Raw genomic sequence first — 26,730 nt, 5'->3', positions numbered from 1 at the left:
GTCCGGGACGATCCCCGTCAAATATCCACCAATATGTATCATTTCAAATAGGGCTCGTCCCCAATTTGATATGCGGGGATTGGGATGTCCCTGAATCTTTCACGAGGTAGCGCGACCCTTATTCCTGACGATTTTTTAATGCTGGCTAAAGAAGTGGTTTTAAATGATGCGCAGCAATTTAAGAACCAACATCCTAAATCTGTAGCCAACCCCGCAGAGGAAATTAACCGATCGCTCGATCTCCTACACTCCCTAGCAATACAACATGAGTATCAAATATAAAACCAATTTGCTTTAAATGGTACCATAATCATAAAAAAAATTAAAAAAAATATCATTTAATAATAAATATTGATACCATGAGAAAAATAAAGTCTCTTTTTGCAATAAATGATCATTAATGCTGTGATTGTTAGTTTAATAAGGAACCAATATTTTCGATAAATCATTAGGGTAGAACATATAGAATACAATTCCGGTAAAAACCGCACATGAGCACTGTTAATTTATGCCTATATTATTTAAGTTATCCAAGGTAACTATTTCTGTAAAAGATAGCTCTGAAGCTAAAAAACTAATTTTATTAGTAGACAATCCAAAAACGTCAAAACTCGATTATTCCATTGATAAAATTGTCCATATTGATACTGGGGAATCCCTGTTTTTAGGCTCCAGCGATACGCGCTATTTCTATACCGCATCAACCGGGACTTCAAGTTGTTTACAAAGCTATTTTTACAATGCAAATAATGAGCGCTGTTTAATTCACTTCAATGCTGATTTCTCGGTCAATTGGGCAGAGATTTTCCATAATTTTAGCAATAAAAAAATAAATTTTTGTCTAATTGGTGCTACAGCTATTCCAGGGCAGCTAAAGTCTGCAAGAAATATTGATTGCTTTTTTGATTCTTTATTTAACTATGTGAATAATCATGATATTGAGCTAACACTCACCCATCAACAAGTGTTATCCCACAATAAAAATGATCTGATGCGTTTATTTTCGCCGGCCACGCCAATTGCAAAATTAGCTAATATTGCTTTTGATGCTGAAGGAAATGTTTATGATGTTACCGCGATTAGAATGTCATTAATGGACTTTCCCTTGGCTCAAAACTTGAGAAATACTAGAAAACATGAAGGAGAGCATCGCGCATGGTTAAGCAGGCAGCTTCATTACGAACAAGAAACACCTAAGCCAGAAATATTGATAATAAAATCCTCCAGCAATTTCTCTGATGTTGCACAAAATACGGTATTTCACAAGCTTGTTATTGATTTTGTCGCTCATCTTGCCAAAACAAACACAATAAGAACTTATTGTGAATATATGACGAGAATGCTTTATAAAGTAAATTCTCCTAGTGATAAACCAGACGCTGCGCAATATTTTGCAAGCTTGGAGTCATTTTTTTCTTCTATCTTGGTATTTGCGCAAGATGTTTTAAAAGAAATTCAAGTCATGCTTGCTCAGCATCCAGAGGGCCCTTTTAATCCGGTGGTATTTTCTTACAAACAGGATTACAGTAATCAGATGGCATCGTTAATGGATGCGATGCCATTTAACGAAGTATCGGCGAAGCAGCAGAACCCTCCAACTCTATTATAACCAGCAGTTTCTATTTTCAATGGAATTCCGGGCGGGGCTATTCTCATGCGTTTCCAGAATTTCTTGAGCGACATTGACTGGATTAGAAGAAAAAAATAGTAAACTACCATTGGATGAGTAGTGCGAATACTGGTCTACAGTAGAGCTACTCTCTTGTCCTTGATTTGTATTAATAATAGATGGGCTCGGTACATTCTTTGTTGCAACTGCCATTATTGGTGCATAACTATTATCCTCAAATAGCATCTTCTCAATCAGTTCCTTGGCAGTCGTATCATCAATACCCTCTTTAAGACTACCCAAAATACCACCTAGCGCGCTAGAAAGTGTAATTAAACCGACTAAACCTAGCGAGCCACCAGTGCAAAGCGTTAGTGCCAAAATCAACCCGAAAAAAGCGCCGATGATTGAGCCCCTGGTCGCTCCTGAAGAGATGCGTTGCGTCCAGGGCACGGTTGATTTTTTTTCGATCGCTTCTACTTGGCGTGCTTTCCAAATTACACCTATACCTACAAACCACCCCGCTAGACCTGAGATAGCCGCTCCTATGGCTGCAGATTGTAAAAGAGCCGCCCCTGGGCATAACAAACAAGCTATCGCAGTGCCGAGGAAGCCAAATACATAAGAAGTATTACGGGAAGCATAGGACCAACTGTTATCAGTTTGCACGGGAATGCCCCAGTTATTCTGTAAATATAATGATAATTTATGCCCATAGATGCCTAGTGTTATGCCAAAGATGATAGAACAAACACCGGTCCCAACAGCAATACCTAGGGAAACACTTAACCCTGTAAAGAGAAGCGGCCCTAGTAAACTCCCCAAAATGGTTCCTATGGCTACACCGAGGGTCATGCCGGTACGTATGTAATTGCTGTTAAAAACATCCTTATCTTTAACAACAAATAGACCCATCTTGGTTGCATCACGAGTCAAATAATTAATGATTGGAACTAGGATAATTACGGATAAAAAACTAATAATGGCCGCGATAGCGCCATAAAGAGTTATTGTGTTCCAGCTGTGAATCGCATCATAACCACCAACATATGCAATATAACCACCAATGCTTTGGCCTATTGAGGTGCCAAAGGTAAGCGCCAGTTTGCTATATTTTGACCATCCTTCCGTACCAACTTGTGCATCAATGTTTTTTTTATCCGCTGCCACGATAGGCCGCGACTGTCGGTAGTGGCGAAAAGCAAAAGCAAAAAGGCCAAGAATGAAACCAACAGAGGCACTGCAAATAGAGACTTCTAATTTAATGTCCATACTCGAGGAAAACACTATTGCGAGAATAATTCCCAAAGAAAAACCTACGCTTGCAAGGGTTTTAAAATTTCTATACAGCGGGTTTTTTGATTTGGTTGCGGTGTATAATTTAAAATAGACACAAAGTCGATGAATCAGTTGCTCGCCGATGACCCAGCTAATGAAATTAGCCAGAGTGCTGCCAACCATCACAAGCGGGGAACCTGTTAACGTGGTAGTACGTGTTAAAAGATAGTAAATGCAGCCTAAAAATGCACCTGCTATCGCTTTGGTTAATTCGATATAGCGTACTCTATAAGCCTCAGTCTGATTATTCACAGTATATTCAGCATCTGCTTCACTAAAAACTTTAAGCTCTGTTGCGGCCATACTTGTTACCCTCAAATAAGACACATTGCTATCTAAAAAGGCAATTTAAAGAATTGAGGGGAGCGTAATTTAGTACAAAAAAATTTACAATAGTATGTTTTTGCAATACATTGATGCAAAAAATGAATCAATAGATAAGTGTTGGCATGGCGAATTTTAATATTAGTGACGCATTGACGTTGGTCTGTGTGGTGGATGAAGGCAGCTTTGCGGCGGCGGCGAAGAAGGCTGGTGTTTCTTCTTCCGTTATTAGTAAACGAATTAGCCGTTTAGAGAGTCAGTTACGCATCCAGTTAATACAAAGAACAACCCGTAGTTTGGCTCTTACTGAAAGTGGTAAGATATTTTATGAGCGTTGCCAAAAGATAAAAACTGAAATTAGTGAAGCTACTGCTGAAGTTTTACAGCACCATCAAACGCCATCCGGGCTGTTACGTATCAATGTTCCCATGAGTTTTGGGCAAGTGCATCTCGTGCCGGCTGTGAATGATTTTCTTGAGTTATATCCCGAGATACAAATTGAGCTCATCTTAGGGAGTCAATATGCTAGTTTCATTCATAATGGATTGGACGTCGCCATTTTTATTAAAGATTTACCCAATACCCATTTATTAAAATCCCGTAAAATTACGGTGCGTAGCAAAGGTGTTTATGGGGCTCCGAGCTATTTTAAACGTTTTGGTTTACCTAAAATACCCGGTGATTTAGTAAATCATAATTGCCTCATCTATCAAGCAGAGCCAGGCAATCAATTAGGTATAGGTCAGAGATTTGAATGGCATTTTTGTCATGAACAAAAAACAATAATAGTGCCTGTTGCCGGAAATTTGCGAATTAATAGTAGCCAAGGCTTGGTGACTGCTGCATTGGCGGGGAACGGGGTAGCCAAATTATCAAGTTTTATGGTCACAGAAGAAATTAAAAACGGAAGTTTAGTCAGTGTGTTAGAGGATTATTGTGAACGGGATATTGATATCCATGCGGTTTATCCTAATCAACAATTTTTACCCTCTAAGGTCCGAGTATTTATTGATTTTCTGATTGAGCGCTTTCAATCAGAAAACTATTGGCATAATTCGAGAGCTTAATGTCAGTGCGCCCCGGACTATCCTTGTTGGGCCTTTATTTCAGTTGGTTCTGGGATAGCATATTACGAGGGCAAAAAAAGAGAGGTTTCTTGCTTAATTAACTATAAAATTTAGGAGAATCGATTAATAATAGTATTAAAATTGGTAAGATTACCATAATCTGGATGTCTCTCTCATCAACAGGAGTAGTAAAGTAATTTTTGGGGATGTATAAAATTAACTACTAATGAAAAATGGATCTTTATGAACATACGCGCGCGCGCTATTAACATGTCAAGGATTAAGAATGGCTTACAATGGGCGTTCTGTTGTTTCGTGTTTTCAATGAATTGTTTGGCAAGCAATAGTGATGTTGAACTTGCTAAAAAAATTGCGGCGATTGAAAAAAAATCGAATACAATCATGGGTGTTACCGCTATTTACATAGAACAAGATAAGGTCGTTACTCATAATAGTACGCAGCGTTTTTTTATGGCAAGTACCATCAAATTGCCCATTGCCTTGGCGTTTTTGCACCGTGTTGATGAAAAGAAAGATTCATTAACGCGGGTTATTAAGCTTGATGCGAAGAACTCTGTTCCGGGCTCTGGCTCGTTGTATCATTTGTTTGAAAAGAAAGCAATCAACATGTCTTTGCAACAAATACTCAAGTATATGCTGATAAATAGTGATAACAGCGCCAGTGACACCATATTGCAAGCGGCTAATGGGCCTAAGTCGGTGGCAAAACGCATGGGCGCTTTAGGTTTTAAAAATATTTCAATTAATCGCTCTATTCTGGAAATCCTTTTAGATACCAATCACGTGGACCATTCATTTTTGAAAAAAAGTCATCCCGTATTTTCTTTGCAAAAAGCATTTAATAGTGTACCTCTAGAGAAAAAGAAATTGGCTTGGCAGCGTTTTGAAAATGATATGCGTGATACGACTACTCCTGAGGATATGGCAAAATTACTGGTGAAAGTATATAAAAAGGAAGCGCTTTCAGAAGCCAGTACGGATTTACTATTAAATATTATGGCGGGATGCCGAACGGGTAGAAGTAGAATAAAAGGCTTATTACCGGCTCATGTCAAAGTAGCTCATAAAACCGGAACTTGGGCGATATCAGAACAAAAATATTTAAAATATCCAGGCTCCAAAAAACTGTTTCGTTTTGCTAGTGATGTTGGCATTATTACTTTGCCGAATAATAAAGGGCATATTGCCATTGCTGTTTATGTTAAATCGCAAGCAGCCAGTGACTATAGCCGGAGTCGCGCGATTGCTTTAGCAAGCCGCGCCATTTATGATCATTTTATGGGGGCTAAAATAAGTTAAATAAGCATTAATGCGTTATTGGTTCAAGGTTGTTATGAATTTGCGCCGATTGCCATCAAAGCGGTCTAGATGTCTTTTTAATGATCTTTTTGTTGCCTTGCGTGTGCAGATTAGCGCCTTAACGATTAGACACCATCACCAATTTAGAACTATTCCTGCTGTCGTTGCAAACAAATAGTTAATTTTTATAGCCCAAATAGTTCCCCTGAACATGAAGCGATTATAGCCTAGTTGTTTGCGACCAGGTTGTCTATTGCCGTCATCTGAATAAAAAACGTCCTTGTCAATGAGACGCGAATGTCTGCTACGCCATAATTCGTGAAATTATCTCTTTTTTTCAGTTTCACAGAAATAGTTAATATTTGCATAATATATTTTCAGTATACTGATAAATATGGCAGGGTGTTTAAACGGAGAGATGAATATGTTTGGTTTTAATGTTCTCGCTTGGAATGCAGGGTACCAGGAGGGAGGCTATTCAAAATCCATTAATAGGGCCCTTTTTGGGGGTAGTCCTGGGCATACTGCAGCAGAATTAGTCATTCCTGTATCTGAGGAAAATAAAAAACTTCTTGAAGAGATAAATAAGAATAATAAACTATTGGTGCAAGAAACTACAACTCTGATCAGCCAGCCCATTGCAATAGCACCATTTTATGAAGTGGTAACAGTCCCCTGTTATAAAATTTATTTTAGCTTTTGGGGCGACGTAAGTACAAAGAAAACGCTTGAACGACACCGATTGCATGATGCAACAAGAGATCGCATTGAAGAAGGAAAGGGTATCCCCCTGCAATTTTCCGCAAAAGGCCAGCAAATATTCGGCGATAATCAAATGGAGTGGCATGGCCTTATAGGGCGGACAAAAGGTTCACCCTCAATAGAATACATCCAGCATCGTTCTGCACTCACACAAGAGCAAATTACCCTATCGAAGGAAAAAATGGAGTTGTTGAAATCGATTGAAAAAGATAAAGAACTCTTACTCTGGCACGTTAAGGAGATAGCAGAAAAAATTGGCACATTAAGAACGGAAAAACAGAAAAAATCCTATAGCGAGTCGCCTAAAGTTCAGGAAATTTTTGAGACGCATGGGGTGCGCTCAATTGAGGAGCTCAGTTTAAAATTAGCAAGTTTATCTGCTGCAATGAATCACCTGCGTCAAGAGCTTTCTGATTTAAGTGTGCGCTTTGGGGCAAGTCCAGATGTGATTGTTAGTTTTCCAATTGATACCCAACAACAATTAGAATATAGCCTTGATTATAGAGAAATGTTAAGTGAAATGGGGCATATTGCAAATACCGTTGTACCTTATCATGCTTTAAAAATGAATTGTTGTACTGCGACGATGAATATTATTAATGCGGGAATTAATACAGTGGTACGAGAAAAACTGTATGAATCAGGTTATAAACTTCCGCAGTCGAATTTCTTTTTTGAAACCCCGCAATCGGTATTTGATTTTTCTTTAACATTATCCCATATCTTGGCGAATGCTAATGCACATGTCAAAGACAAGGACATTAGCTCGAGTTTAACGGCGCAATTTGTCACATTGGTCCATGATTTTTTTGTCAGCATGATAGCGAAAATATTTCGACCTAGTAAGGAACAGCAATTATTTAATCTGCGGGCAGAGTATATTGAATATTTGTTAAGTGCCAACGAAGGTTTAAAACAGCTAGAAAGAGAGTTTTCTGTTGGGAATGTTGAAGAAAAATCTTATAAGCAATTGAAGGGTAATGCAATTTTTTTAATTGATTTGTATAAAAACAAGATTATAGATACTGAGGGGAATTTATTAGAAGGTGGCTATATTAAGAGAACTACTGATTATAACGCACAAATAAAACATTTTTTAGATACGCTCCCTTTGGCGCAAAGCGAAGCCCTTGCAAAACTTGAATCAAATGATGAAATAATTGCCACCGTAGATAAAATTTCTTCTCATATCTACTCAAATATTAAATGGCAAGAAATTTATGGGGATATTTTGTATAGGGATATTGTAAATTTAGTTGCAAGACATGTAGAGCAACTAGTTAATGACCATAGAATCCCTATAGAAAATTTCGATTATTTGTCTGCAAAAGGCATGGAACGTGCAACCAAAATTGCCATTCAGATACAACAAGTTTTAGATAGAGAGCTTTCTCCTAAAAAAACAATAGTGCATCGTGATATAGCTCAGTTATTCTTCGCGTCTTATGAAGATAATTTGGAAAATTTAAAAAGAAAAACGCTTGTTTTTGAAACAAATCTACAAAAACAAAAAGATCCTACGAGCAAAATGGCGCAAACAATACGTAAATTGTTATTAGAGTCACAAGATTCCATTCTTGAGCAAGAAGAGGCTATTGAAAAAATAAAAAATGGTCCAGGGGAGCAACTTGAAATCGTTTTTCCACCTAGTGCAAAAATTCAAGACATGAGTCTTGAACAAATGAAGGCTTTTTCGTCTCTGCTGAGAGCAAGACCTGAACTAAACACTGGAGATGTCGTTGTTGAACTGAATAAAAATATTAAGACATTAACTACACTACAAAAAAAACTACTTGAAGCGATTAGTGACATAAAATCTGGTTATTATGATTTTCGCTCATTTGAAAAAATAAGAGCTAGTCTGCCTAGCACATCATTTGCTACGCAGACCGCGGAATTGATGTTAGAAATATTAGCTCGAAATTTAATTGCTCATCTAGATAAGCTGACACTTAAGGTACCCCTAAGTTTTAATGCAAGAAATGCGTTGATATCTTACTTGAATTTTAATAAATTTCTTAAAGAAAATGGTAGTAAACTACCCAATGTAACTAAATTAACTGAAATCTTATCAATTCACGATGCGCATCAATTGAGAAAAATTTTGGATGATAATGATCGTGTTATGCGCTTTACTCAGAAAGATCATCGAAGTAGTAAACCTTCGTTAATAAGTACACACTTAACTCGTCAAGAACATCGATTTATTTATTTATTTGATAAAATTGTTACACATAAACAAGTAGGCAGTTATCAAGAGAAACTTGAGCTTTCAATGCTGATTGAAAAGAATCTTGGTAATAATGATTTAAATCAGCGATTGGGATTATTTGAAAAGGAGAAACACGCCCTTGTCGAGAGATATCAAATTACAATTGCCGATGTAAAATATTTAATGTTTAAAACACAATTAAGAAGATTAAATGATGTGCTTCTTGAGAAGGCTGAAAATGCGTTACAAGAAATTGAAAATGGCAATTCCCTTGATTTAAAAAGCAAATTGACCTTATACCAATTAGGACGATTGGATGATTTAGCAAAATTAAAATCAACTCTCGATGATCTTAATTCACTAGGACTAATTGATTCGAGTAGTAAATTAAAAAAACTACATACTCAAGCTAATCGTGGTGCGGAACTAATCGAGAGAATTGAACAACATGTAGCCGAGGAGCAACTGTTTGAAAGTGGTGATCTAGTCATGAATCACTCTAAAAAATCACTTGCATTGAAAAATAAATTAGCCAATAGTGAAGTGGTGTTAACCCATACATTTATTTCAAAATATGGGCATGCGGCACAAGTTTATATCGATCCTAAAACCAATGCACCAACATTTTCTCATATATGGGGGGAGCACCAGACTGATGTGGTTAAGGTAACTGATATTGCTATAAGTGATGTATTTAGAGTTGATGTTACTCAATTAGTTGTACCTGCAATGCAAATAAAATTAGAGGCTTATTATAGTAATCAAGGCCTTGATTATAAGAACGAAATTAAAAAGCTATATCAAGAGAGTATACAGCGATTGTTGGCTGAATCAAAAGAGCGTTTTGAGGGGGTTAAAAACGATAAAGTCGCGCGTTTTAAAGCAGGATGGGCAGATTATGGTTTTCACGGAGGACATCGTGATGCTGAAGCGGTTAATCGTCGCGATATTCACGATGTGATGTATGGTAAGGGTGAGCACAAAATAAAGGATAAAATGATTTGTTCTGAGTTTGTTGCTAATGGTATTGTTGCTGCAATTTATGAAACGAACGATTTATTACAACAGCAAATGCTTAATGCAGGGGTTGTGGCATCTGCAGATGAAAATATTATCAATACTCCGCTTAAAAGAGAGCAATTATCAAGAGTGCATCCGCAGCGATTAGTTAATTTACTGCGCGCAGAGGGATGTTTGGTGCAAGTTAATCAATCATCATTCATAAGCAAATTGATTAATCAACAAAAACCTTATGAAAAAGTAGTTGTAAACGCTATAAAAACGCCTGGTGTACTATTTTACGAGCAATTATTGGCATTAGTTAAAAAAATTCCTGACAAGGATGTATTTATTAACAAAGCAATTGCGGCTTGTGATACTTACGCTACCAAGGAGCAACTGGATATTCAAATCACTTCACCCAAAATGCAGGCCTTTTTGCATAAGAATTTTTCTATTGTTCATGAGCAACTACAGTCTAGTCCCAATTGCGTGGTTAAATTCTTTAGGAATTTATTGCATTTCCTTGGTTTTAAACCGAATGCTCAAAAAATTCTTAACCAAACTATAGCTGAATTAGAAAAAATTCAACATGAGGCAATTTTAGATAATTATAAAGCAGTACCTAAAGAATCAACAATGAATCGCTTTATATTCTATAAAAATCAACATCCAGCAATAATTACTAAATATAATGAAGAGGACTTAGAGGGGGGGGAGGAACTCAGGGCAAGCGCATATTAAAATTACAGTCTGAATGAAAAAGATTACTATGTTGTTTTTCCCTTTAAAACAGATGATTAAGAATAATTGATGTTCATCGTAGCAAAATAATTTCGAGTATATTTAGTGATATCATCGTTCCAAGAAGTCTGAAAAATAGCCAGAATTTACTTTGTGTTAATGGCTTTGGCTGCTTAATTCTTACGTGCTAGTCTATAATTTATATAGGATAATTTTTCCAATCTGGAATTAATAATGAATATAACTCGTGAGACAATGAATAAGGCCGTGGCAGCTAAAATCATCACCCAAGAGCAATTAGAACAACTAATACAATTCATTAAACAACAACCAGGCCAAAGCAATGGGTTTAATCTAACCAATGTGCTTTATTATTTGGGTGGGCTAATCGCTATTGGAGCCATGAGCTTATTTATGACTTTAGGTTGGGAACTTTTAGGTGGGTGGGGAATTTTATTTATCAGTTTATGCTATGCAATCTTAGGGCTGTCGTTAACACACCTTTTTGCGCACAAGGAGCTTACTATTCCGGCCGGTATTTGTGCAACCTTCGTTGTTTGTCTTACGCCCCTAGCCATTTATGGCTTGCAACAAGGCATGGGTTGGTGGCCAGATGATACGGTGTTTCGTGAATATAATTACTATATAAAATGGCATTGGATTTTTATGGAACTAGGTACCTTGGCTGTTGGCGTGATTTTGCTTTGGATTTACCGTTATCCCTTTATGACCATGCCGATTGCCGTAACTTTATGGTATATGTCTATGGATCTGACCTCGATGATTAGCGGTGGGGAATATGTTTTTGGACTAAGTGCTATGGTCTCCATGTATTTTGGCTTACTTACTGCGCTTATTGCTTTTGGGGTTGATATCCGTTCACGTCAGTCTGCTGATTATGCTTTTTGGTTGTATTTATTTGGTGTACTGGCATTTTGGGGCGGCTTAACGGCACAACACTCAGATTATGAATTATCTAAGTTTATTTATTTATGCATTAATCTAATGATGATTTTAATTGGCATAATACTCACTAGAAAAGTATTTACGGTGTTTGGTGGTGTGGGTGTATGTATTTACATAAGCCATCTTGCTTATCATATATTCCAGGATAGTTACTTGTTTCCTGTAATTCTTACTGTAATTGGACTGTCTATAATTTATTTAGGCATCCTTTGGCAAAAAAATGAAACACGGATGACAGTTTCCATGCGTAAGATATTGCCAAAACCATTACAAGAACTTTTAGATGCTCGCGATCAATTGGATTAAAAATCAGTTTGCTTAACACTGTATGTACTTATCGAAGCAATTCTGCACTTGTTTCATACAAATCAGCTATGGATAGTGGCCGGGTTTTATTACTTAATTATAATAATGGCTATACTGCAATCCATTCTGGCTTAAATTATTAAAATTAAGGGTTTAGTCGTTTTTGGGTTAGATGTTGACCGTTTTGGGCGTTAGGTGGCCAGCTAACATTTGTATAATTATCAAATAAAAAATCCCAGGTTGTTAATATTATCATCATATTTATTTGGTATACTGTAGGATACTGCATACATTATTTTAAATATTTTAAACATGACTATTACATACAATGGAAAAGAACTCACCCGATTTAAAGCAAAGTCAAGCGGCAAAAATCAGAGCGAGATTGATGGCTTTTATCGCGATGCTCTTGATTGCGAACGCTATTTTATTAAAAAACCAGCGGATCAGTGTGAATTATTTGCCGAAGCGTTTGCCGGCGCTATTTTGCAAGAAATCATGGATAGAGGCTTGATTGACAAAATTTATCATCCTTCATTGATCGTTGCCAGCGTGGTTCGGGTGGATGATGGCACGGGTAAACCCGAATATGCTTTGATCCAACCAATGGTATCCTTTGTCGCATTGCATGAAACGATTGAAACCAGTTACACGGATGGTAGCGATCGTGATCCGTTGAAAGAAGCGTATGCTGGTTCTGACTATTATCTGCGTTTGCTAGAGCAGCAGCAGTTTGGACTTACTAGCGCCTTGATGTTTTCCATATGGCTATCCGCACATAGTGTACACAGCGGTAATATTGTGACGCTGAATAATGATAAAATGATTAGTAAACAGCGGGCTCGTCTCGATTGGGGAGATGCCTTTCGCTTTTTGGCTCACCCTAAGAATAATGAAAATATATTGTATGCATATGAAAATAGAGGGGTTTTGAATTATAAGAGCTGGACCAAAGATTATTTTTTAAATTATAAAAAGATACCTGGCTTATTTTCAGCAATGGCAGAGAAAGGACGCTTATTCAAAGCCGCCTTGCAGGAAAATGAGCTGCTTGACATTCTTCGTTCGGCGTTACAAAAACTTCCGGCTGATTTAATTGAGCAGCAGACCAAAGATAGGTTTGCGCAAAAAGATATCTATATGGATTCTTTTAGAACCGTACAGTTGGGACCTGAAAGCGATGGAGGGACGTTTATTCCTGAGATGGCTAAAATACTTAACCACCGTTTAGATAAAATTACTGAACTGCAAGATTTGACATTACAATCCGCGATGGGGGATATGTATCAAAGTATCTTTGTTGCTACACCGCCGCTCCTGCAAATGGAGCAAGAGCAACCGTTCCCTGAGTTAATTCGTACTTGGGCGGGGCTTTTAGGACAAATTGGCGTTGAATCGGTTCGCACAGAAGAAGTTAATTTTGGCCAATTGGCTAAGTGCTTTAATGACTATTTAAATACAGTGGCAGAGCACTGTGAACAGCAAAATATTTGGCAACACAAGCGGGAAGAAAACCATAATTTCTTTACTGCATTTAAGCCGGATGCAAGTAAGGCCGCACTACATGGGCATGCATATATTGCTCACTATAAAGAAAGTGTTATTTTGCGTCATTTATCCATTGTGGATCCCAAAACTTTAGGTATGTTGCGATTTGCTCCTTATGAAGCTCCGAGCACAGATTATTGTCGACACTTTCCAGACTCTCCATGGGCGAAGATGCAACGCTTAGCAACTGCTGGCCAAAATATTATTCTGCAGTTGCGCTTAATACAGAATGGGCAAATGTTAGAAGACGATTTTATGAAAGAAAAGCTTCCTGTTTTGCAAAAAGCTTTAGATGATTTTATGCAGTATAAAACAGAGGTTGATGCTTTGTTGGCGCATGATTCAGAAGTCACGCCAGTTTCCACGCACGATAGTTCGTTTTTTTATGATATTGATGAGCAGACCTTAAATGCAATGAGTGGCGATCAATTAGCCACTATTTGTTTTGAAGAGCTTAATGCCCCACATCCTAGTCGTTTAATTATGCGTATCCTTAAGAGTGACAGCCTTTGGCAGGAAGTAGATGATTCCTTAAATGGCGATGCCTTTATGGGCAGACAGGATGATATTTGCGAAAAGAGAAACAAAATTTGTCAATGGCGCCAATTAGTGCAAATGACTACTGCTATGCAGTTAGAGAATGAAGCGCAAGTGCGCGACGGGTTTGCGCAGCAGTTAAAAGAAAGAGATCATAAGTTAGAGCAGGCTAAAGTCCAGCAGTCAGAAATAGAATTAAAAATTAATACGCTAACTCAGCACATCGGTAAGCTGACTCAGCAAATTAAGGAAGATACAGAACAACATCAGCACGTTTTGGAACAACAAAAGGAAGTACGCTTAAGTCTTAATGAGCAATTGAAGACTAGTGAAAACGAGCGTTTAAAGGCAGAAATAACGGTTGCACAATTACAGGTTGAATTAAGTGATTTAGGTAAGCGCTTGCAATTGCAAACTAAGTCAACCCAAGAAGAACAACTAAAAACAGCACAACAAGTAGATGCATTAAATCAACAAATAGACAAATTAACCACCCAGATTAAAGAAAATGCGGCGCAAGCGCAAATGGCACTTGAGCAATCTGCTGAGGCAAATCGGGATCTTAAAGCACAGCTTGACACTGCGGAATTAAAACAATTAGAAGCAAAAGAGGCTATTGGCGTGCTCGAAAATCAGCTAAGAGAATTTGATGCGGCACATTTAAAAGGAAAAGAGCACGCGAGTGCTTTAGAACAGCAAATAGTGGCGCTCAAAAGGCTAGTTGAGGAAAATTTAGAGCAATATCAACATGCGTTAGCCCAACTAGATGATGAAAAAAGTGGATTGGAACAGAAGCTTAATCTCAGCGAAAAAGAGCGCTCACAAGCGCAGTCTACTAGCGAGCAGTTGACGCAGCAAATTCATTTGTTAACGCGTCAAGCAGCAGAACAGAAGCAGATGCTTGGCAGGGCTAGTGCTTCGCTTGATTTGTTAACCGAACAAGTGGCACAAAAAGAAGTAGAAATACAGCGCCTTAAAAAAGAATTTGCGGAGCAAACACAACATTCTAAAGACATGGCTAATGCTTCGCTTGATTTGTTAACCGTGCAAGTGACACAAAAAGAAGAAGAAATACAGCGTCTGAGAAAAGAGTTCGCGGAGCAAACGCAACATTCTAAAGACACGGCTAGTGCTTCGCTTGATTTGTTAACCGCGCAAGTGACACAAAAAGAAGAAGAGATACAACACCTTAAAAAAGAATTAGCCGAGCAAGCGGCTTATATGAAGCAGAGCGCCAAACTTAATGATAGCGGATTAGAGCCTGATGCCGTACAACAATTAATTGTAGAACAGATTGCCGCACAAAAAAAATATGAGGATGCGTTAAAAAAAGAAAAGAAAAATATCCAGTTTGCCCGTACTTTGCAAATGGCTCCTGTGGTGAAACGCATTGAAGCTCTTCAAGACAAAGCACGCGAGCTTGATAAGCGCAATGAAGCCCCGGCATTTAATGCTGTAACTACTTTGGTTGCTAATATGTATAAAGCAGTACATGCCTATATAGACAGTGATAAAAGTGATGATGACGCCTTAACTGATTTTAAAACAGAGGCACCACGGCTGATCCAAGCGGCGGATAAAGATTTGGGAGAGCATCGTAAAAAATGGAAATATGTTTTGGCAAATCTTTCCTTAGCCATCTTAACGGTAGGCATAGGCTATTTGGCGGCCATGGTTGTTAATAAGGTGATGAATAAGCGATTTACGTTTTTTAATGAGACAGACAGCCACGCTAAATTGAAGGAATTAGAGCTCGATATTACCAATACTAAGCTTGGACCTGCGGCGAGCGCATAATTATCGCTTGGCAAAACTAAGTGCCGTCATCGGTGATTTTGTTAAGCATGAGCTGGGCTAATTTAATGAAGCCCGGTTTTTATTCTCACCTTATGCCATCATGCCCTATTCTTGTTTTTCTGCTATATTTTTCTTATTGTTATTAAAACGGAATTGGTGATGCATAATGAATATGCCGGCGTCATTACGCGATTTCTTCGTGATGATGAACGTTTAATTTTGTCTGCGGAAAAAGAGATGCCTTTAGTGCTTGAAGCACATGCGGAGACAGGCTGTGCCTTTTTGCAAAAATTTTTGGCCGCGAATGCGACAAAACTGATTGAGGATCTGGCAAATTATGGCGCAGTTTTGTTACGTGGTTTTGATATTAGTACTGATGAACAATTTGAAGAAATCATTTTAAGCATTCCCGCTTTTCACGGCATTAGCGATGCCTTTATGTCTGAAAATGGCCGCGATTATGTGCCGGGGCGTCAATTTGTTTTACAGACTAATTCTGTTTATAAAACTGGCGGTACTTTATATCTTGGTGGATTCCATACGGAAAATTATTATTCTGCAGACGTACCCAGTTATATTTGCTTTTGCTGTTTAGAGCCATCGAGCCTGGGCGGGGAAACTGGCATCATTAATACAGCAAAAATTTATCGTGATTTAGCTGCGGATGTGCGCAAAAAACTAGAGAAAAAAGCTTATTTTGTCTCTAAATGGTTGCTGTCGGACGTTGCGGCGCGTTATAAGATTTCCCTCGAACAAGTAGAACAAATAGGTAGACACTTTAACCTACCTATGGTTGGAGAGGGGGGGGGACGGTTTATTTTAATGTACAAACCAAGTGTTTTTGAACACCCGCTGACTAAAGAAAAAGCCTTAGCAATTAATCTATTTGAATTACCAACGCTAAATCACGAATTACGTAAGTGCTTTATGAATGATTATCCCGGAAAAGCATGGTTCTGGCATCGCTTTTTTTGGCAATTACCCTGCTTTATTTTCAATTCCATCGAGTTTTTAGCGATTGTTTTTATTGCTTTTTTTAAATCGCCTAAACGTTCATATAAGATTTTGCACACAAAACTTGCTGCATTTTACGCGAATAAAAAAAATAAACCTTCTTTTAATCATGAGAAGGTAGGCTCTTGTTTTGACGATGCTGAAGTGAAAATTTTGGCAAAATCAATACGCAATTATTATTCATCTTGTTTATGGCGAAAGGGCGATATTTTGTTAATTGATAATAAAAAAGTAATGCATGCGGGCATGCCTGGAAAGGGACCGCGCTTGATTCGGGCGATGATTGGTAATCCGATTGAGATGTCTTATACCGAGACCTCGTCAGGGTGTATTGATGCTAAAGAGCGTGCTACGGAAAGTATTGGTGCCTGTTTGGCTGCTGGTGTAATGAAAGACTAAGTCCAATTATTAAAAACAATTATTGCCTAGTCACCATTTTAATACGATTATTAGTATAATAAATGAAGTAAGGATTAAGCGATAAGGGAATTATTATGGGACTTTTAGTTGATGGGCAATGGCAGGACGCTTGGTACGATACCGCAAAGACAAACGGTGAATTTAAACGAGAGCCTACCCGGTTTCGTGCGGCAATTAGCAATGAACCTAATGCACGTTTTCCGGCCGAAAAAGGGCGCTATCATTTGTATGTTTCTTTGGCTTGTCCATGGGCACACCGCACGCTAATTTTCAGAACATTGAAAAAACTCGATGAGTACATTGATGTTTCTATTGTCCACCCGCACATGCTTGAACATGGCTGGGAGTTTAAACCAGGAATGGCGGCTACGGGTGATCTGCTTTATGGCTTACATTATTTGTATGAGATTTACCTTAAGGCCGATAAGCACTATAGCGGGCGTGTTACGGTACCTGTCTTGTGGGATAAAAAAGAAAAGACCATTGTTAATAATGAATCAGCAGAAATTATTCGTCAATTTAACCATGCTTTTAATCATTTAACGGGTGATAAGCAGGATTTCTATCCCGAGGCCTTACGCGCTGAAATTGATGTGTTTAATGAGCGCATTTACAATGCCATTAATAATGGTGTTTATCAATGTGGTTTTGCTACCACGCAAGAGGCTTACGATAAGTCTTATATTGAGTTGTTTACTTTGCTTGATGAGTTAGAGCAGCATCTAAGTCAGCACCAGTACTTGGTTGGTGAGCAATTAACCGAAGCCGACTGGCGCTTTTTTACCACCTTAATCCGTTTTGATGCGGTATATTACAGCCATTTTAAAACCAACAAGCAGCGTATTAGTGATTATAAAGCCATTCAACCTTATTTAGAACGTCTTTATCATCACCCTGGCGTGCGTGAAACGGTCAATTTTTTACAGATTAAACAACACTATTACTTCAGTCATAAGGCAATAAATCCGACCCAAATTGTACCTTTAGGGCCTAAATTAGTCTTTGATTAGTTGCAAATGCAGGGGCACGGAGCCTAGATTTAGGTTCCGTGTGCTAGTGGGCTTACTCGTTCTTTTTGTAAATCTAATTTGATCCAATTGATTAAACCACCTAAAACGAGCAATTCTTTTTGCCGTGCTGACAATGTTTGTTGCACGGTAATTTCTTGGCCATTAATTTTTATTTTAAATGAATCTTGCTCCAAAATCTCCGGCAAATTCGTGATTTCCACCTCATCATTTAATTTAATCGCATCATAATCGTCCGGGTTTTTAAACACCAACGGCAAAATGCCGAAATTGATTAGATTTTGCCAGTGGATTCGGGCGAAACTTTTGGCAATTACTGCCTTTAAGCCTAAATAGCGAGGTGCTAACGCGGCATGTTCTCTACTGGAGCCTTGACCGTAATTATCACCGCCGATAATCACATGCCCCTGCCTGTGTTTTTTAGTGCGTTCGACATAATCCTTATCGACATAGGCATAGGTAAATTCGCTGATTTTAGGAATGTTACTGCGATAAGGTAGGACCTTGGCACCGGCTGGAGAAATTTCATCGGTTGAAATATTATCACCAACAATCAATAACACCGGTATTTTTAAGACATGTGGTAAGGGCGTGAGTTCAGGGAGCGAAACAATATTAGGGCCTTTTAATAATTTAGTTTTTTTAGCCTCTTCTTCAGGTAGTGGTGTTTCAATGCAGGCGCGATTTACTATTCTTTTTTTCGGTAGAGTTACTTTGGGATAAGGCATATCCAGCGTTCTGGGATCCGTAATAACACCCATTAGCGCCGATGCGGCTGCGGTTTCTGGGCTACAGAGGAATATTTTATCCTCCATTGTTCCTGAACGTCCGGGAAAATTGCGTGGTACTGTGCGCAAACTATTTTTATCGGTTGCTGGTGCCTGGCCCATGCCAATACAACCATTACACCCTGCTTGATGAATGCGTGCGCCGGCATGAATCAAGCTGCCTAAATGCCCTTCGTGTGCCAGCTCTTCTAATATTGTGCGTGAGCTGGGATTAACATCCAGGGAAATATTGGGCTTTATCGTACGCCCTTTGACTATCTCTGCGGCGACGGCAAAATCACGATACCCTGGATTGGCGGAAGAGCCAATATAAGCTTGATAGATTTCTTTACCGGCTATTGTTGCCACGGGAACGACATTACCAGGACTGCTTGGTTTAGCAATCAGTGGCTCTAAAGTGGATAAGTTAATTTCATCGTTTTTATCATAGGTGGCGTCATGATCTGCTTTTAATTCCAGCCAGTCTTGTTCACGCCCCTGGCTTTTTAAAAATTTCCTTGTGATGTCATCGGATGGAAATAACGTTGACGTAGCGCCAAGTTCAGCGCCCATATTGGCAATGACATGGCGATCCATTGCGGATAAATGTTTTAAGCCATCACCATAATATTCGATGACATAATCAACGCCACCTTTGACATCATAGCGGCGCAACATTTCCAAGATTACATCCTTAGCACTAACCCAGGCGGGCAAGGTACCCGTTAATTTTACCCCAAATACTTTGGGCATTTTAATATACAACGGGTAGCCGGCAATGGCCATGGCGACTTCCAAGCCGCCTGAGCCAATAGCCAGCATGGCCATTGAGCCTGCAGCACAGGTATGGCTATCGGAGCCAGTCAAAGTTTGTCCTGGTTTAGCAAAATTCTGCATGTGTACAGCATGACTAATCCCATTTCCTGGGCGGCTAAAATAAATACCAAAATGTCGGGCAGCACTTTCCAGAAAGAGATGATCATCTGGGTTTTTATTGTCTTCTTGAATTAAGTTATGATCGACATATTGCACAGAAATATCTGCTTTAGTGCGTTCTAAGCCTATTGCTTCTAACTCCAGCATGACCAAAGTGCCTGTCGCATCTTGGCAGAGCGTCTGATCCATTTTTAACGCGATTTCTTTGCCTGCTTCCATGGTGCCACCAATAAGATGCGCGTGGATTATTTTTTCGGTAACGTTCATTATTTGATTCCTTCCTTGTCATCAAGTCATTGATAAAATATAGCACAAGAGTAGCGAGCCTATTGCCTGAGCGAGATATACCAAGCTTATCCCTCCTCTTCTGCTGATGGTGGTAAAGGAGTGCGTTAGTTATAAATCAATGTTCATATTGGTTGTAAGGTCATGATAGCCGCTAAGAATTATATTTTGTGGCTCAATAATCTCGGTAGTTATTGGGGCCGGAACTAAATACCCACCGACAAAGGAGTTCAAGGAGAAGGCAGTCAATGTTGTAATTATTATCTGTTGCTTTTTTAATGTCATCTTCGGCTTCCTTGTGTTATTTTTTACTAAACACGGCATGGAAAATATTGGAATTAAGCAATGCATAGCTGATGACAATTATTCAGGGGCGTCTCTTGAGCGAATGAAAATACCCTCGGATTTTAATAGAGAGTGAATACAGCCATGTAAGACACGGAGCCTAAAATAATGCTAATTTCAATGGGTTATTTGAGGTATATAAATAGATATTTTGATTAGGATGAATTAAACGATGAATTTATTAAATGATAAGATTATTTTAATTACAGGGGCCTCGAGCGGTATTGGTCTTGCTTGTGCTCATTTATGTGCGGCACATGGCGCCCGCTTGCTCTTAGGCGCGCGTCGTGTGGAGCGCTTGGCAGAATTAGCTAAAGAGTTGACGCATAAATATGGCAAAGAGCACTATGTACTTTCTTTAGATGTACGCGAGCATGAGCACGTTATCCAGCAATTAACCTCTTTACCCAGTCAATGGGACGCCATTGATGTGTTAATTAATAATGCAGGTCTGGCACTGGATACTTTACCTCTGCAACAGGGTATCGAAGCACATTGGGATACCATGATTGATACAAACATTAAAGGCCTGCTCTATGTTAGTCGCGCTGTGATTCCAGGGATGTTGGCTCGTGGCCGTGGCCATGTGGTCAATATTGGCTCTATTGCTGGGCATGAGTGTTACCCTAATGGTAATGTTTATGTCGCCACCAAACATGCGGTGCATGCGATTTCAAAATCAATGCGTCTGGATATGTTAGGCCATCCTGTTCGCGTGACCGAAATTGCGCCGGGTGCGGTGGAAACTGAGTTTAGTGAAGTACGCTGGAAAGACAAGCAGCGAGCAAAAGACTATTACCAAGATTTCCAGCCCCTCATTGCAGAAGACATTGCCGATGCAGTTGTGTATTGTATTACGCGTCCACCACACGTTGATGTGGAACAAATGATTATTATGCCTACGGTGCAAGCTTCTGCTAATCATTTAGCACGTGGCGCTAAATAAGCCTTAGCGAGTGGATGTTGGTCTATCTATTATTAGGATGGCGGTGCTGTTGACAGTCGTTCCATTTGCTAAGTAAAATTAGTTTGTATAAAAAATTTACAATAATGGCGTTGATGGTCTATCATTACTACATATAGGTGATGACTGAACCTAGCTGAACCATTCAATAATTTCAGATAGGGGGATAGTTTGGTGAGTGGTGTGCAAGCCTACATGAACGATAGTAGGACGCCTTAAACTCAGCATAAACCTCCACAGTGTACTTTCGTTACGGCTCAGGATTTGGGAAGTCGTTACCTGTATCTCTTATTGAAACATCCTGATTTTTTTCCAATTAATTTTACGCTCTATATGTACCTAATGGGATTAAAAAGCCACACAATATTTGCCCAATTCGAGTCCGTGTTGTATAATTAGTTAACACTAATAAGAATATTAATTCGCTCGGAGGCAATCATGAATAAATTTATTATTCCTTTAATTATTAGTGTACCCCTGTTTTTATCTGCTCCCAGTTTTGCTGCATCCAATCCTGTTCTTTATAACCCTGAGTCACGAACAGATACTCTGTATTTGGCTGGTTATAATGCTGTTTCGCATGCGGGAGTCAACTATGCCTATTGGCATCGCTGGCATCGCTGGCATCATTGGCACAGATGGCACCATTGGCATCACTGGCGCCACTGGCATCGCAGGTAGTGGGTTGTAAGAATTTTACATTGCTAATAATTAGGAAGGGATTATGAAAAAGTTAATTATTGCTTTAGCTGTAGTTGCGCCAATGCTGTTAGTAACCGGATGTGTTACTGAAACGGTTTACTATACTCCTGGCTATAATAGTCGTTATGTTTATTCAGTGGGTTACTATGGTGGGCCATATTGGAACGATGCATATTATTATGGATATGATGATTTAGGCGATGTAGGTTATTGGGGTATGTATGACTCATATAACGTTTACTAAGACGTCTTAGGGTTATCATGATGTCTATTCATTTAGTATTTAATTCCCTCGCCGTGTTTGGGCGGAGAAACGGGATACGGCTGCGAAGCCTTTGCACTAAGGCTTCGAGACGGTGTCCCGCCTCTCGGTCCTAATGCCTTAATCTTAATCGCGATTATTCTTTAGCGCGAGAAACGTATTCGCCTTTACGTGTATCTACCTTAATTAACTCGCCTGTTTGCACGAATAATGGTACACGCACGACCGCGCCTGTTTCTAGTTTGGCTGGTTTGCCGCCACCACCTGAAGTGTCGCCTTTTAAGCCGGGGTCGGTTTCAATAATTTCAAGGATTACAAATGTTGGTGGTACCACTTGAATTGGCTCATTATTCCAAAGGGTTACGATGCACACATCTTGTTCTTTTAACCATTGTGCAGAATCAGCAAGTACTTCTTTATTGATCGCATATTGTTCAAAGTTATCTGGAACCATAAAATGCCATAATTCACCATCGTTGTAGAGATATTGCATTTCCATATCAGCTACATCCGCAGAAGCGACTGTTTCATTTGATTTTAATGTGCGTTCTACCACTCGGCCGGTCTTTAAGTTACGAATTTTAATACGCGTAAATGCTTGTCCTTTTCCTGGTTTTACGAAATCACATTCAAGAATGGTGCATGGAGCATCATCAATCATTACCTTTAAGCCGTTTTTTACATCGTTGCTACCATAGTTTGCCATGAGTACTCCAGAGTTGAGATTTTGCTGGGTTTTCGTTAAAGTGCGCACAGTTTATCAAGTCTATGTAATTAATGCGAGATACCTCTTTAAGTTGGCAAAAAAAATTGGCTCAGGGTTTTTCCTCGGTAGCTGCGTTATTGAACTATTTGGAGTTACCCTGTGATGCTGGGAGTCTGTTGGCAGAAAAGCAATTTTCTAGTCGTATTCCATTGGGATTTGCTCAGCGCATGCAAAAGGGTAATCCTCAGGATCCTTTGTTATTGCAAGTTTTAGCAGTTGCAACGGAACTTGAAATCCAGGATGGGTATGAATTTGATCCCTTACGTGAACGAGACAGTAATCCTTTAAAGGGGCTGATCCATAAATATCATGGGCGGGTATTGCTCACCTTAACTGGTGTTTGCGCTGTTAATTGCCGTTTTTGTTTTCGCAGACATTTCCCTTATCAGGATAATAATCCTGGTCGTCATGGATTTAAAGACATTTGTGCTTATATTGCTAAAGACTCAAGCATTACAGAAGTGATTTTAAGTGGGGGCGATCCTTTGCTGGCCTCAGATCTGGTGTTTTCTGAATTACTGCAACAATTAGAACAAATTCCTCATGTGCATACAGTGCGTTTTCATACACGAATACCCATAGTTTTTCCTGAACGCATTGATCATGGATTGCTTTGCGTATTGGCTACGACGAAACTAAAGAAGGTTATTGTTTTACATTGTAATCATCCACAAGAATTAAACGATGATGAGGTACGGCACGCACTGCGTGCCTTGCGACAGGCGGGATGTCATTTGTTAAATCAAACCGTGTTGCTCTCAGGAATCAATGATAATGCTCCTATTTTAGCGGCGTTAAGCCAGGCGTTATTTGCTCAGGATGTCATTCCCTATTATTTACATATTCTCGATAAGGTCAAAGGGGCGGCCCATTTTGACTTACCTTTGGCAACGGTGCAGACCATTTATCAGCAGTTGCAACAATTAGTGCCGGGGTATTTATTACCGCGCCTGGCCTGTGAAGAACCAGGAAAATTAAGTAAGACGCTCTTAATTTAAGGATTTTTGGGCGTATAATATGGCTATACCATGTTGACATGAAAGAAGATAAAAAATGTATTCATTACCTGTATTAAAGCCCGGGGATTTTGTAGAGTTAATTGCGCCGGCGTCGCGTTGCTCTGAGCATGAATTATTGGGCATAAAGCAACTATGCGAAGCATGGCAATTAAATTGCATTGTCAACGAGGATATTTTCGGCGACGATTTATTGTGTGCGAATAGTGACGCAGCACGTTTTAATCATTTAAAAAATGCTTTACAAAATCCTCAAACCAAAGCAGTTATTTGCGTACGCGGTGGCTATGGGGCGATGCGTTTAATTCCTCAATTAGCTAAAATTCAGCCTCCTGTAACGCCCAAAGTTTTTGTGGGTATGAGTGATACGACTTGCTTGCATCTGTATTTACAACAGCAATGGGGATGGGCCACTATTCATGGTGCTGCCTCGCCAGATAAATTTTCGGCACAATCTATTGCGGCTTTAAAAACGTTACTATTTGTTGAGGCTGAAGCGGTGAACTTTTCGCGATTAAAACCACTAAATCAAGCGGCCAAAGAACAAGGTGTGCTTATAGCGCCGGTAACTGGCGGCAATTTGACGCTTATTCAAGCTGGAATTGGCACGAATTGGCAATTAAATGCACGTGATAAATTCGTTTTATTAGAAGAGGTTAATGAACGCGGATATCGAGTGGATCGCATGTTGGAGCATTTACAACAAGCTCATATTCTTGACGGTGCGACCGCTATTTTATTCGGTGATTTTCTCGGTGGGAATGAGCCCAATGATACGTCATTAATCCCGGCAGTATTGCAGCGTTTTGCTGATGCCTGTGCTATTCCGGTCGTGCAAATAGACGGCATTGGGCATGGCGTCACCAATTTTCCTATTCCCTGTGCGACGAAAGCGCGTTTGGAATTGGGTAATGAATTGGGCTTAACGTGTTTTCGCTAGCTGTAGGTTCTGCATAGCAAACTGGGGTGTAAAGCCCAGTTTACAGAGGTTAACTGCTAAATTAAACATTATTTTCCTCATCACTATACAATTTAATCAATTTCTCCTGCGCTGAATTATTTCCTTGTGTTAATGGTTTATAATTGCCATCACTTTGCATTTCCCAAGTATTACTATTGTCTTTGAGGTAATTCTTAATAATTTCTTGTTTAATCCGTTTCTTGCACTGTTCATCAAGAATAGGGAACATAATTTCAATTCGATGGTATAAATTACGTTCCATAAGATCGGCACTAGCACAAAAATAATGTTCTTCACCATCAATTCTAAAGTAGAACACGCGATGATGTTCCAGAAAACGGCCAATGAATGAAAGGACGCGGATATTTTCTGATACTCCGGCTAAGCCTGGTTTTAAACAGCATACGCCACGTACGAGTAAATTAATTTTAACCCCCGCCTGTGATGCTTTATACAAGGCTTGAATGATGGTTTTATCCGTTAATCCATTTACTTTGAGTAAAATTTCGCTCTCAATTCCTGCTAATGCGGCTGTGCTGCATTGATCTATATATTGCAACAAGGTTTTTTGTAAGGTAAATGGTGAATGACTTAGGGCTTTTAGTTTTACTACTTTACCAAGACCCGTTAATTGCTGGAAAATAATTTGCGTATCGGCGGTAATGGTTGGCTCACCAGTTAACAAGCCTAAGTCGGTGTATCGTTTCGCCGTTTGCTCATGATAGTTGCCGGTACTTAAATGTACATAACGTTTCAATTTGCCATGAGAGCGGCGTACAACAAGCGTCATTTTGGCATGTGTTTTATAGCCAACCACACCATAAAGTACCAGAACGCCTGCTGCATGGAGGCGATTGGCTAATTTTAAGTTGGATTCTTCATCAAAGCGAGCGCGTAACTCGATAACGGCGGTCACCTCTTTTCCTGAATGCGCAGCATCAACTAAGGCATCAACCATGACTGATTCCGAATGCGTTCGATAGAGGGTTTGGTTGATTGCCAGTACATTCGGATCTGCTGCCGCCTGTCTGACAAAATCAATAACTACCTCAAAACTTTGATAAGGGAGATGCAGCAAGATATCTTGTTCATCAAGAACATCAAACAAATTACGTCCAGTTTTCGGAAATTGCGGGTATTGCGCGGTAAATGGTGGATAATTTAAATCAGGCCTATCTAGATTATTAATCGCACTTAAATAACGCTGGATATTGACGGGGCCATCACAGTAATAAGTATCATCATGACGTAAATGGTATTTTTGCAGTAAAAAATCGATAATTTTGTCTGGGCAATTTTGTTCAATTTCAAGACGCACTACATTACCATAGTGACGCGAAAAGATTTCGCGTTGCACCGCTTTTGCCAAGTCGTCGATTTCTTCTTCACGTAAAAATAAATCACTATTACGGGTGAGACGGAATGAATAACAGCCGCTGATTTCCATGCCTGGAAATAAACTATTAACATGAGTCGTAATAATTGAAGACAAATAAACGAAATAATGCGCGTCTCCGCATAATTCAGAAGGCAAATGAATGACCCGTGGGATGGAGCGTGGCGCATGCACTACCGCATAGTTGATATTACGGTCAAAAGCATCCTTGCCACTTAACGAGATAATAAAATTTAAACTTTTATTAATCAGCTGCGGCAGCGGGTGGGCTAAATCCAATGCTATTGGGCTGATAACGGGTTGGATTTCATGTTTGAAATAGTGTTTTGCCCATAAATG

Annotated in this window: 19 protein-coding genes; 14 read left to right on the top strand and 5 right to left on the bottom strand. The window is 39.3% G+C overall.

The genetic code is table 11. The annotated features are described in order from the left end of the window. The first annotated feature begins 84 nt into the window (after positions 1-84). The gene (locus LDG_RS09690; RefSeq protein WP_006871143.1) at positions 85-282 is read left to right on the top strand and encodes a hypothetical protein; all 198 of its coding nucleotides are present in this window, start codon (positions 85-87) and stop codon (positions 280-282) included. A gap of 226 nt (positions 283-508) precedes the next feature. Further along, complete coding sequence (locus tag LDG_RS09685) at positions 509-1,609, top strand: hypothetical protein (protein WP_006871142.1); 1,101 nt, start codon at positions 509-511, stop codon at positions 1,607-1,609. Here the strand turns inward: LDG_RS09685 and LDG_RS09680 are convergent. Beyond that, complete coding sequence (locus LDG_RS09680; RefSeq protein WP_006871141.1) at positions 1,604-3,250, bottom strand: hypothetical protein; 1,647 nt, start codon at positions 3,248-3,250, stop codon at positions 1,604-1,606. The two genes, LDG_RS09685 and LDG_RS09680, sit on opposite strands and share 6 nt — an antisense overlap. Positions 3,251-3,396: 146 nt before the next feature. Between LDG_RS09680 and LDG_RS09675 the strand changes: the two genes are divergently transcribed. The 7 genes from LDG_RS09675 (at position 3,397) to LDG_RS09645 (ending at position 17,973) form a co-directional block, all read left to right on the top strand. Continuing rightward, positions 3,397-4,338, top strand: a complete 942-nt coding sequence (locus LDG_RS09675) for a LysR family transcriptional regulator (RefSeq protein ID WP_006871140.1) — start codon at positions 3,397-3,399, stop codon at positions 4,336-4,338. Between the two features lie 243 nt (positions 4,339-4,581). Beyond that, positions 4,582-5,658, top strand: coding sequence for a class A beta-lactamase (gene bla / locus LDG_RS09670; RefSeq protein WP_040535256.1), 1,077 nt, complete (start codon positions 4,582-4,584; stop codon positions 5,656-5,658). Between the two features lie 424 nt (positions 5,659-6,082). Next, on the top strand, positions 6,083-10,375 hold the full coding sequence (locus LDG_RS09665; protein ID WP_006871136.1) for a hypothetical protein: 4,293 nt from the start codon (positions 6,083-6,085) through the stop codon (positions 10,373-10,375). A gap of 234 nt (positions 10,376-10,609) precedes the next feature. After that, positions 10,610-11,647: a hypothetical protein gene (locus LDG_RS09660; protein ID WP_006871135.1), complete on the top strand. Its 1,038-nt coding sequence runs from the start codon at positions 10,610-10,612 to the stop codon at positions 11,645-11,647. Between the two features lie 312 nt (positions 11,648-11,959). Continuing rightward, the gene (locus tag LDG_RS09655; RefSeq protein ID WP_006871133.1) at positions 11,960-15,529 is read left to right on the top strand and encodes a LepB GTPase-activating domain-containing protein; all 3,570 of its coding nucleotides are present in this window, start codon (positions 11,960-11,962) and stop codon (positions 15,527-15,529) included. 159 nt (positions 15,530-15,688) lie between these two features. Then, the gene (locus tag LDG_RS09650; protein WP_006871132.1) at positions 15,689-16,942 is read left to right on the top strand and encodes a TauD/TfdA family dioxygenase; all 1,254 of its coding nucleotides are present in this window, start codon (positions 15,689-15,691) and stop codon (positions 16,940-16,942) included. Positions 16,943-17,037: 95 nt separating this feature from the next. After that, positions 17,038-17,973, top strand: a complete 936-nt coding sequence (locus LDG_RS09645; RefSeq protein ID WP_006871131.1) for a glutathione S-transferase family protein — start codon at positions 17,038-17,040, stop codon at positions 17,971-17,973. Positions 17,974-18,002: 29 nt separating this feature from the next. On the opposite strand, the gene LDG_RS09640 is transcribed toward LDG_RS09645, so the two are convergent. After that, entirely contained in the window at positions 18,003-19,961 is a 1,959-nt protein-coding gene (locus tag LDG_RS09640; protein WP_006871130.1) for an aconitate hydratase, read from the bottom strand. A 129-nt stretch (positions 19,962-20,090) separates the two neighbouring features. After that, positions 20,091-20,264: a hypothetical protein gene (locus LDG_RS19660; protein ID WP_006871129.1), complete on the bottom strand. Its 174-nt coding sequence runs from the start codon at positions 20,262-20,264 to the stop codon at positions 20,091-20,093. Positions 20,265-20,496: 232 nt separating this feature from the next. On the opposite strand from LDG_RS19660, the gene LDG_RS09635 reads away from it, so the two are divergent. The 3 genes from LDG_RS09635 to LDG_RS09625 all read left to right on the top strand — a co-directional run bounded on the left by LDG_RS09635 (position 20,497) and on the right by LDG_RS09625 (position 22,234). After that, positions 20,497-21,270 (top strand): SDR family NAD(P)-dependent oxidoreductase, encoded by a 774-nt coding sequence (locus LDG_RS09635; RefSeq protein ID WP_006871127.1) that lies wholly within the window; start codon positions 20,497-20,499, stop codon positions 21,268-21,270. Positions 21,271-21,726: 456 nt separating this feature from the next. After that, on the top strand, positions 21,727-21,969 hold the full coding sequence (locus LDG_RS09630; protein ID WP_040535255.1) for a hypothetical protein: 243 nt from the start codon (positions 21,727-21,729) through the stop codon (positions 21,967-21,969). 43 nt (positions 21,970-22,012) lie between these two features. Next, entirely contained in the window at positions 22,013-22,234 is a 222-nt protein-coding gene (locus tag LDG_RS09625) for a hypothetical protein (protein WP_006871125.1), read from the top strand. Positions 22,235-22,388: 154 nt separating this feature from the next. Here the strand turns inward: LDG_RS09625 and efp are convergent, their stop codons facing one another. Then, entirely contained in the window at positions 22,389-22,958 is a 570-nt protein-coding gene (gene efp / locus LDG_RS09620) for an elongation factor P (RefSeq protein WP_006871124.1), read from the bottom strand. 71 nt (positions 22,959-23,029) lie between these two features. Between efp and epmB the strand changes: the two genes are divergently transcribed. Together epmB and LDG_RS09610 are read left to right on the top strand one after the other, a co-directional pair. Then, entirely contained in the window at positions 23,030-24,016 is a 987-nt protein-coding gene (gene epmB / locus LDG_RS09615; protein WP_006871123.1) for an EF-P beta-lysylation protein EpmB, read from the top strand. A gap of 55 nt (positions 24,017-24,071) precedes the next feature. Continuing rightward, positions 24,072-24,974: a S66 peptidase family protein gene (locus tag LDG_RS09610; RefSeq protein WP_006871122.1), complete on the top strand. Its 903-nt coding sequence runs from the start codon at positions 24,072-24,074 to the stop codon at positions 24,972-24,974. A gap of 61 nt (positions 24,975-25,035) precedes the next feature. Here the strand turns inward: LDG_RS09610 and ppk1 are convergent. Then, the coding region (gene ppk1, locus LDG_RS09605) for a polyphosphate kinase 1 (RefSeq protein WP_148263546.1) at positions 25,036-26,730 on the bottom strand (1,695 nt) is incomplete at its 5' end.

This window comes from Legionella drancourtii LLAP12 (assembly GCF_000162755.2).
In the GTDB taxonomy this organism is placed as follows: Bacteria; Pseudomonadota; Gammaproteobacteria; order Legionellales; family Legionellaceae; genus Legionella; species Legionella drancourtii.
The sequence above is the reverse complement of the archived record's forward strand: the minus strand, read 5'-3'. Positions and strand labels throughout refer to the sequence as shown.

Coding starts and splice junctions, on each gene's coding strand:
- LDG_RS09640 (WP_006871130.1), bottom strand. CDS start 19,961: ATGAACGTTACCGAAAAAATAATCCACGCGCATCTTATTGGTGGCACC.
- LDG_RS09630 (WP_040535255.1), top strand. CDS start 21,727: ATGAATAAATTTATTATTCCTTTAATTATTAGTGTACCCCTGTTTTTA.
- LDG_RS09675 (WP_006871140.1), top strand. CDS start 3,397: ATGGCGAATTTTAATATTAGTGACGCATTGACGTTGGTCTGTGTGGTG.
- LDG_RS09680 (WP_006871141.1), bottom strand. CDS start 3,250: ATGGCCGCAACAGAGCTTAAAGTTTTTAGTGAAGCAGATGCTGAATAT.
- LDG_RS09665 (WP_006871136.1), top strand. CDS start 6,083: ATGTTTGGTTTTAATGTTCTCGCTTGGAATGCAGGGTACCAGGAGGGA.
- LDG_RS09650 (WP_006871132.1), top strand. CDS start 15,689: ATGCATAATGAATATGCCGGCGTCATTACGCGATTTCTTCGTGATGAT.
- LDG_RS09610 (WP_006871122.1), top strand. CDS start 24,072: ATGTATTCATTACCTGTATTAAAGCCCGGGGATTTTGTAGAGTTAATT.
- bla (WP_040535256.1), top strand. CDS start 4,582: ATGAACATACGCGCGCGCGCTATTAACATGTCAAGGATTAAGAATGGC.
- LDG_RS09685 (WP_006871142.1), top strand. CDS start 509: ATGCCTATATTATTTAAGTTATCCAAGGTAACTATTTCTGTAAAAGAT.
- LDG_RS09645 (WP_006871131.1), top strand. CDS start 17,038: ATGGGACTTTTAGTTGATGGGCAATGGCAGGACGCTTGGTACGATACC.
- efp (WP_006871124.1), bottom strand. CDS start 22,958: ATGGCAAACTATGGTAGCAACGATGTAAAAAACGGCTTAAAGGTAATG.
- LDG_RS09625 (WP_006871125.1), top strand. CDS start 22,013: ATGAAAAAGTTAATTATTGCTTTAGCTGTAGTTGCGCCAATGCTGTTA.
- LDG_RS09655 (WP_006871133.1), top strand. CDS start 11,960: ATGACTATTACATACAATGGAAAAGAACTCACCCGATTTAAAGCAAAG.
- LDG_RS09690 (WP_006871143.1), top strand. CDS start 85: ATGTCCCTGAATCTTTCACGAGGTAGCGCGACCCTTATTCCTGACGAT.
- epmB (WP_006871123.1), top strand. CDS start 23,030: ATGCGAGATACCTCTTTAAGTTGGCAAAAAAAATTGGCTCAGGGTTTT.
- LDG_RS19660 (WP_006871129.1), bottom strand. CDS start 20,264: ATGACATTAAAAAAGCAACAGATAATAATTACAACATTGACTGCCTTC.
- LDG_RS09635 (WP_006871127.1), top strand. CDS start 20,497: ATGAATTTATTAAATGATAAGATTATTTTAATTACAGGGGCCTCGAGC.
- LDG_RS09660 (WP_006871135.1), top strand. CDS start 10,610: ATGAATATAACTCGTGAGACAATGAATAAGGCCGTGGCAGCTAAAATC.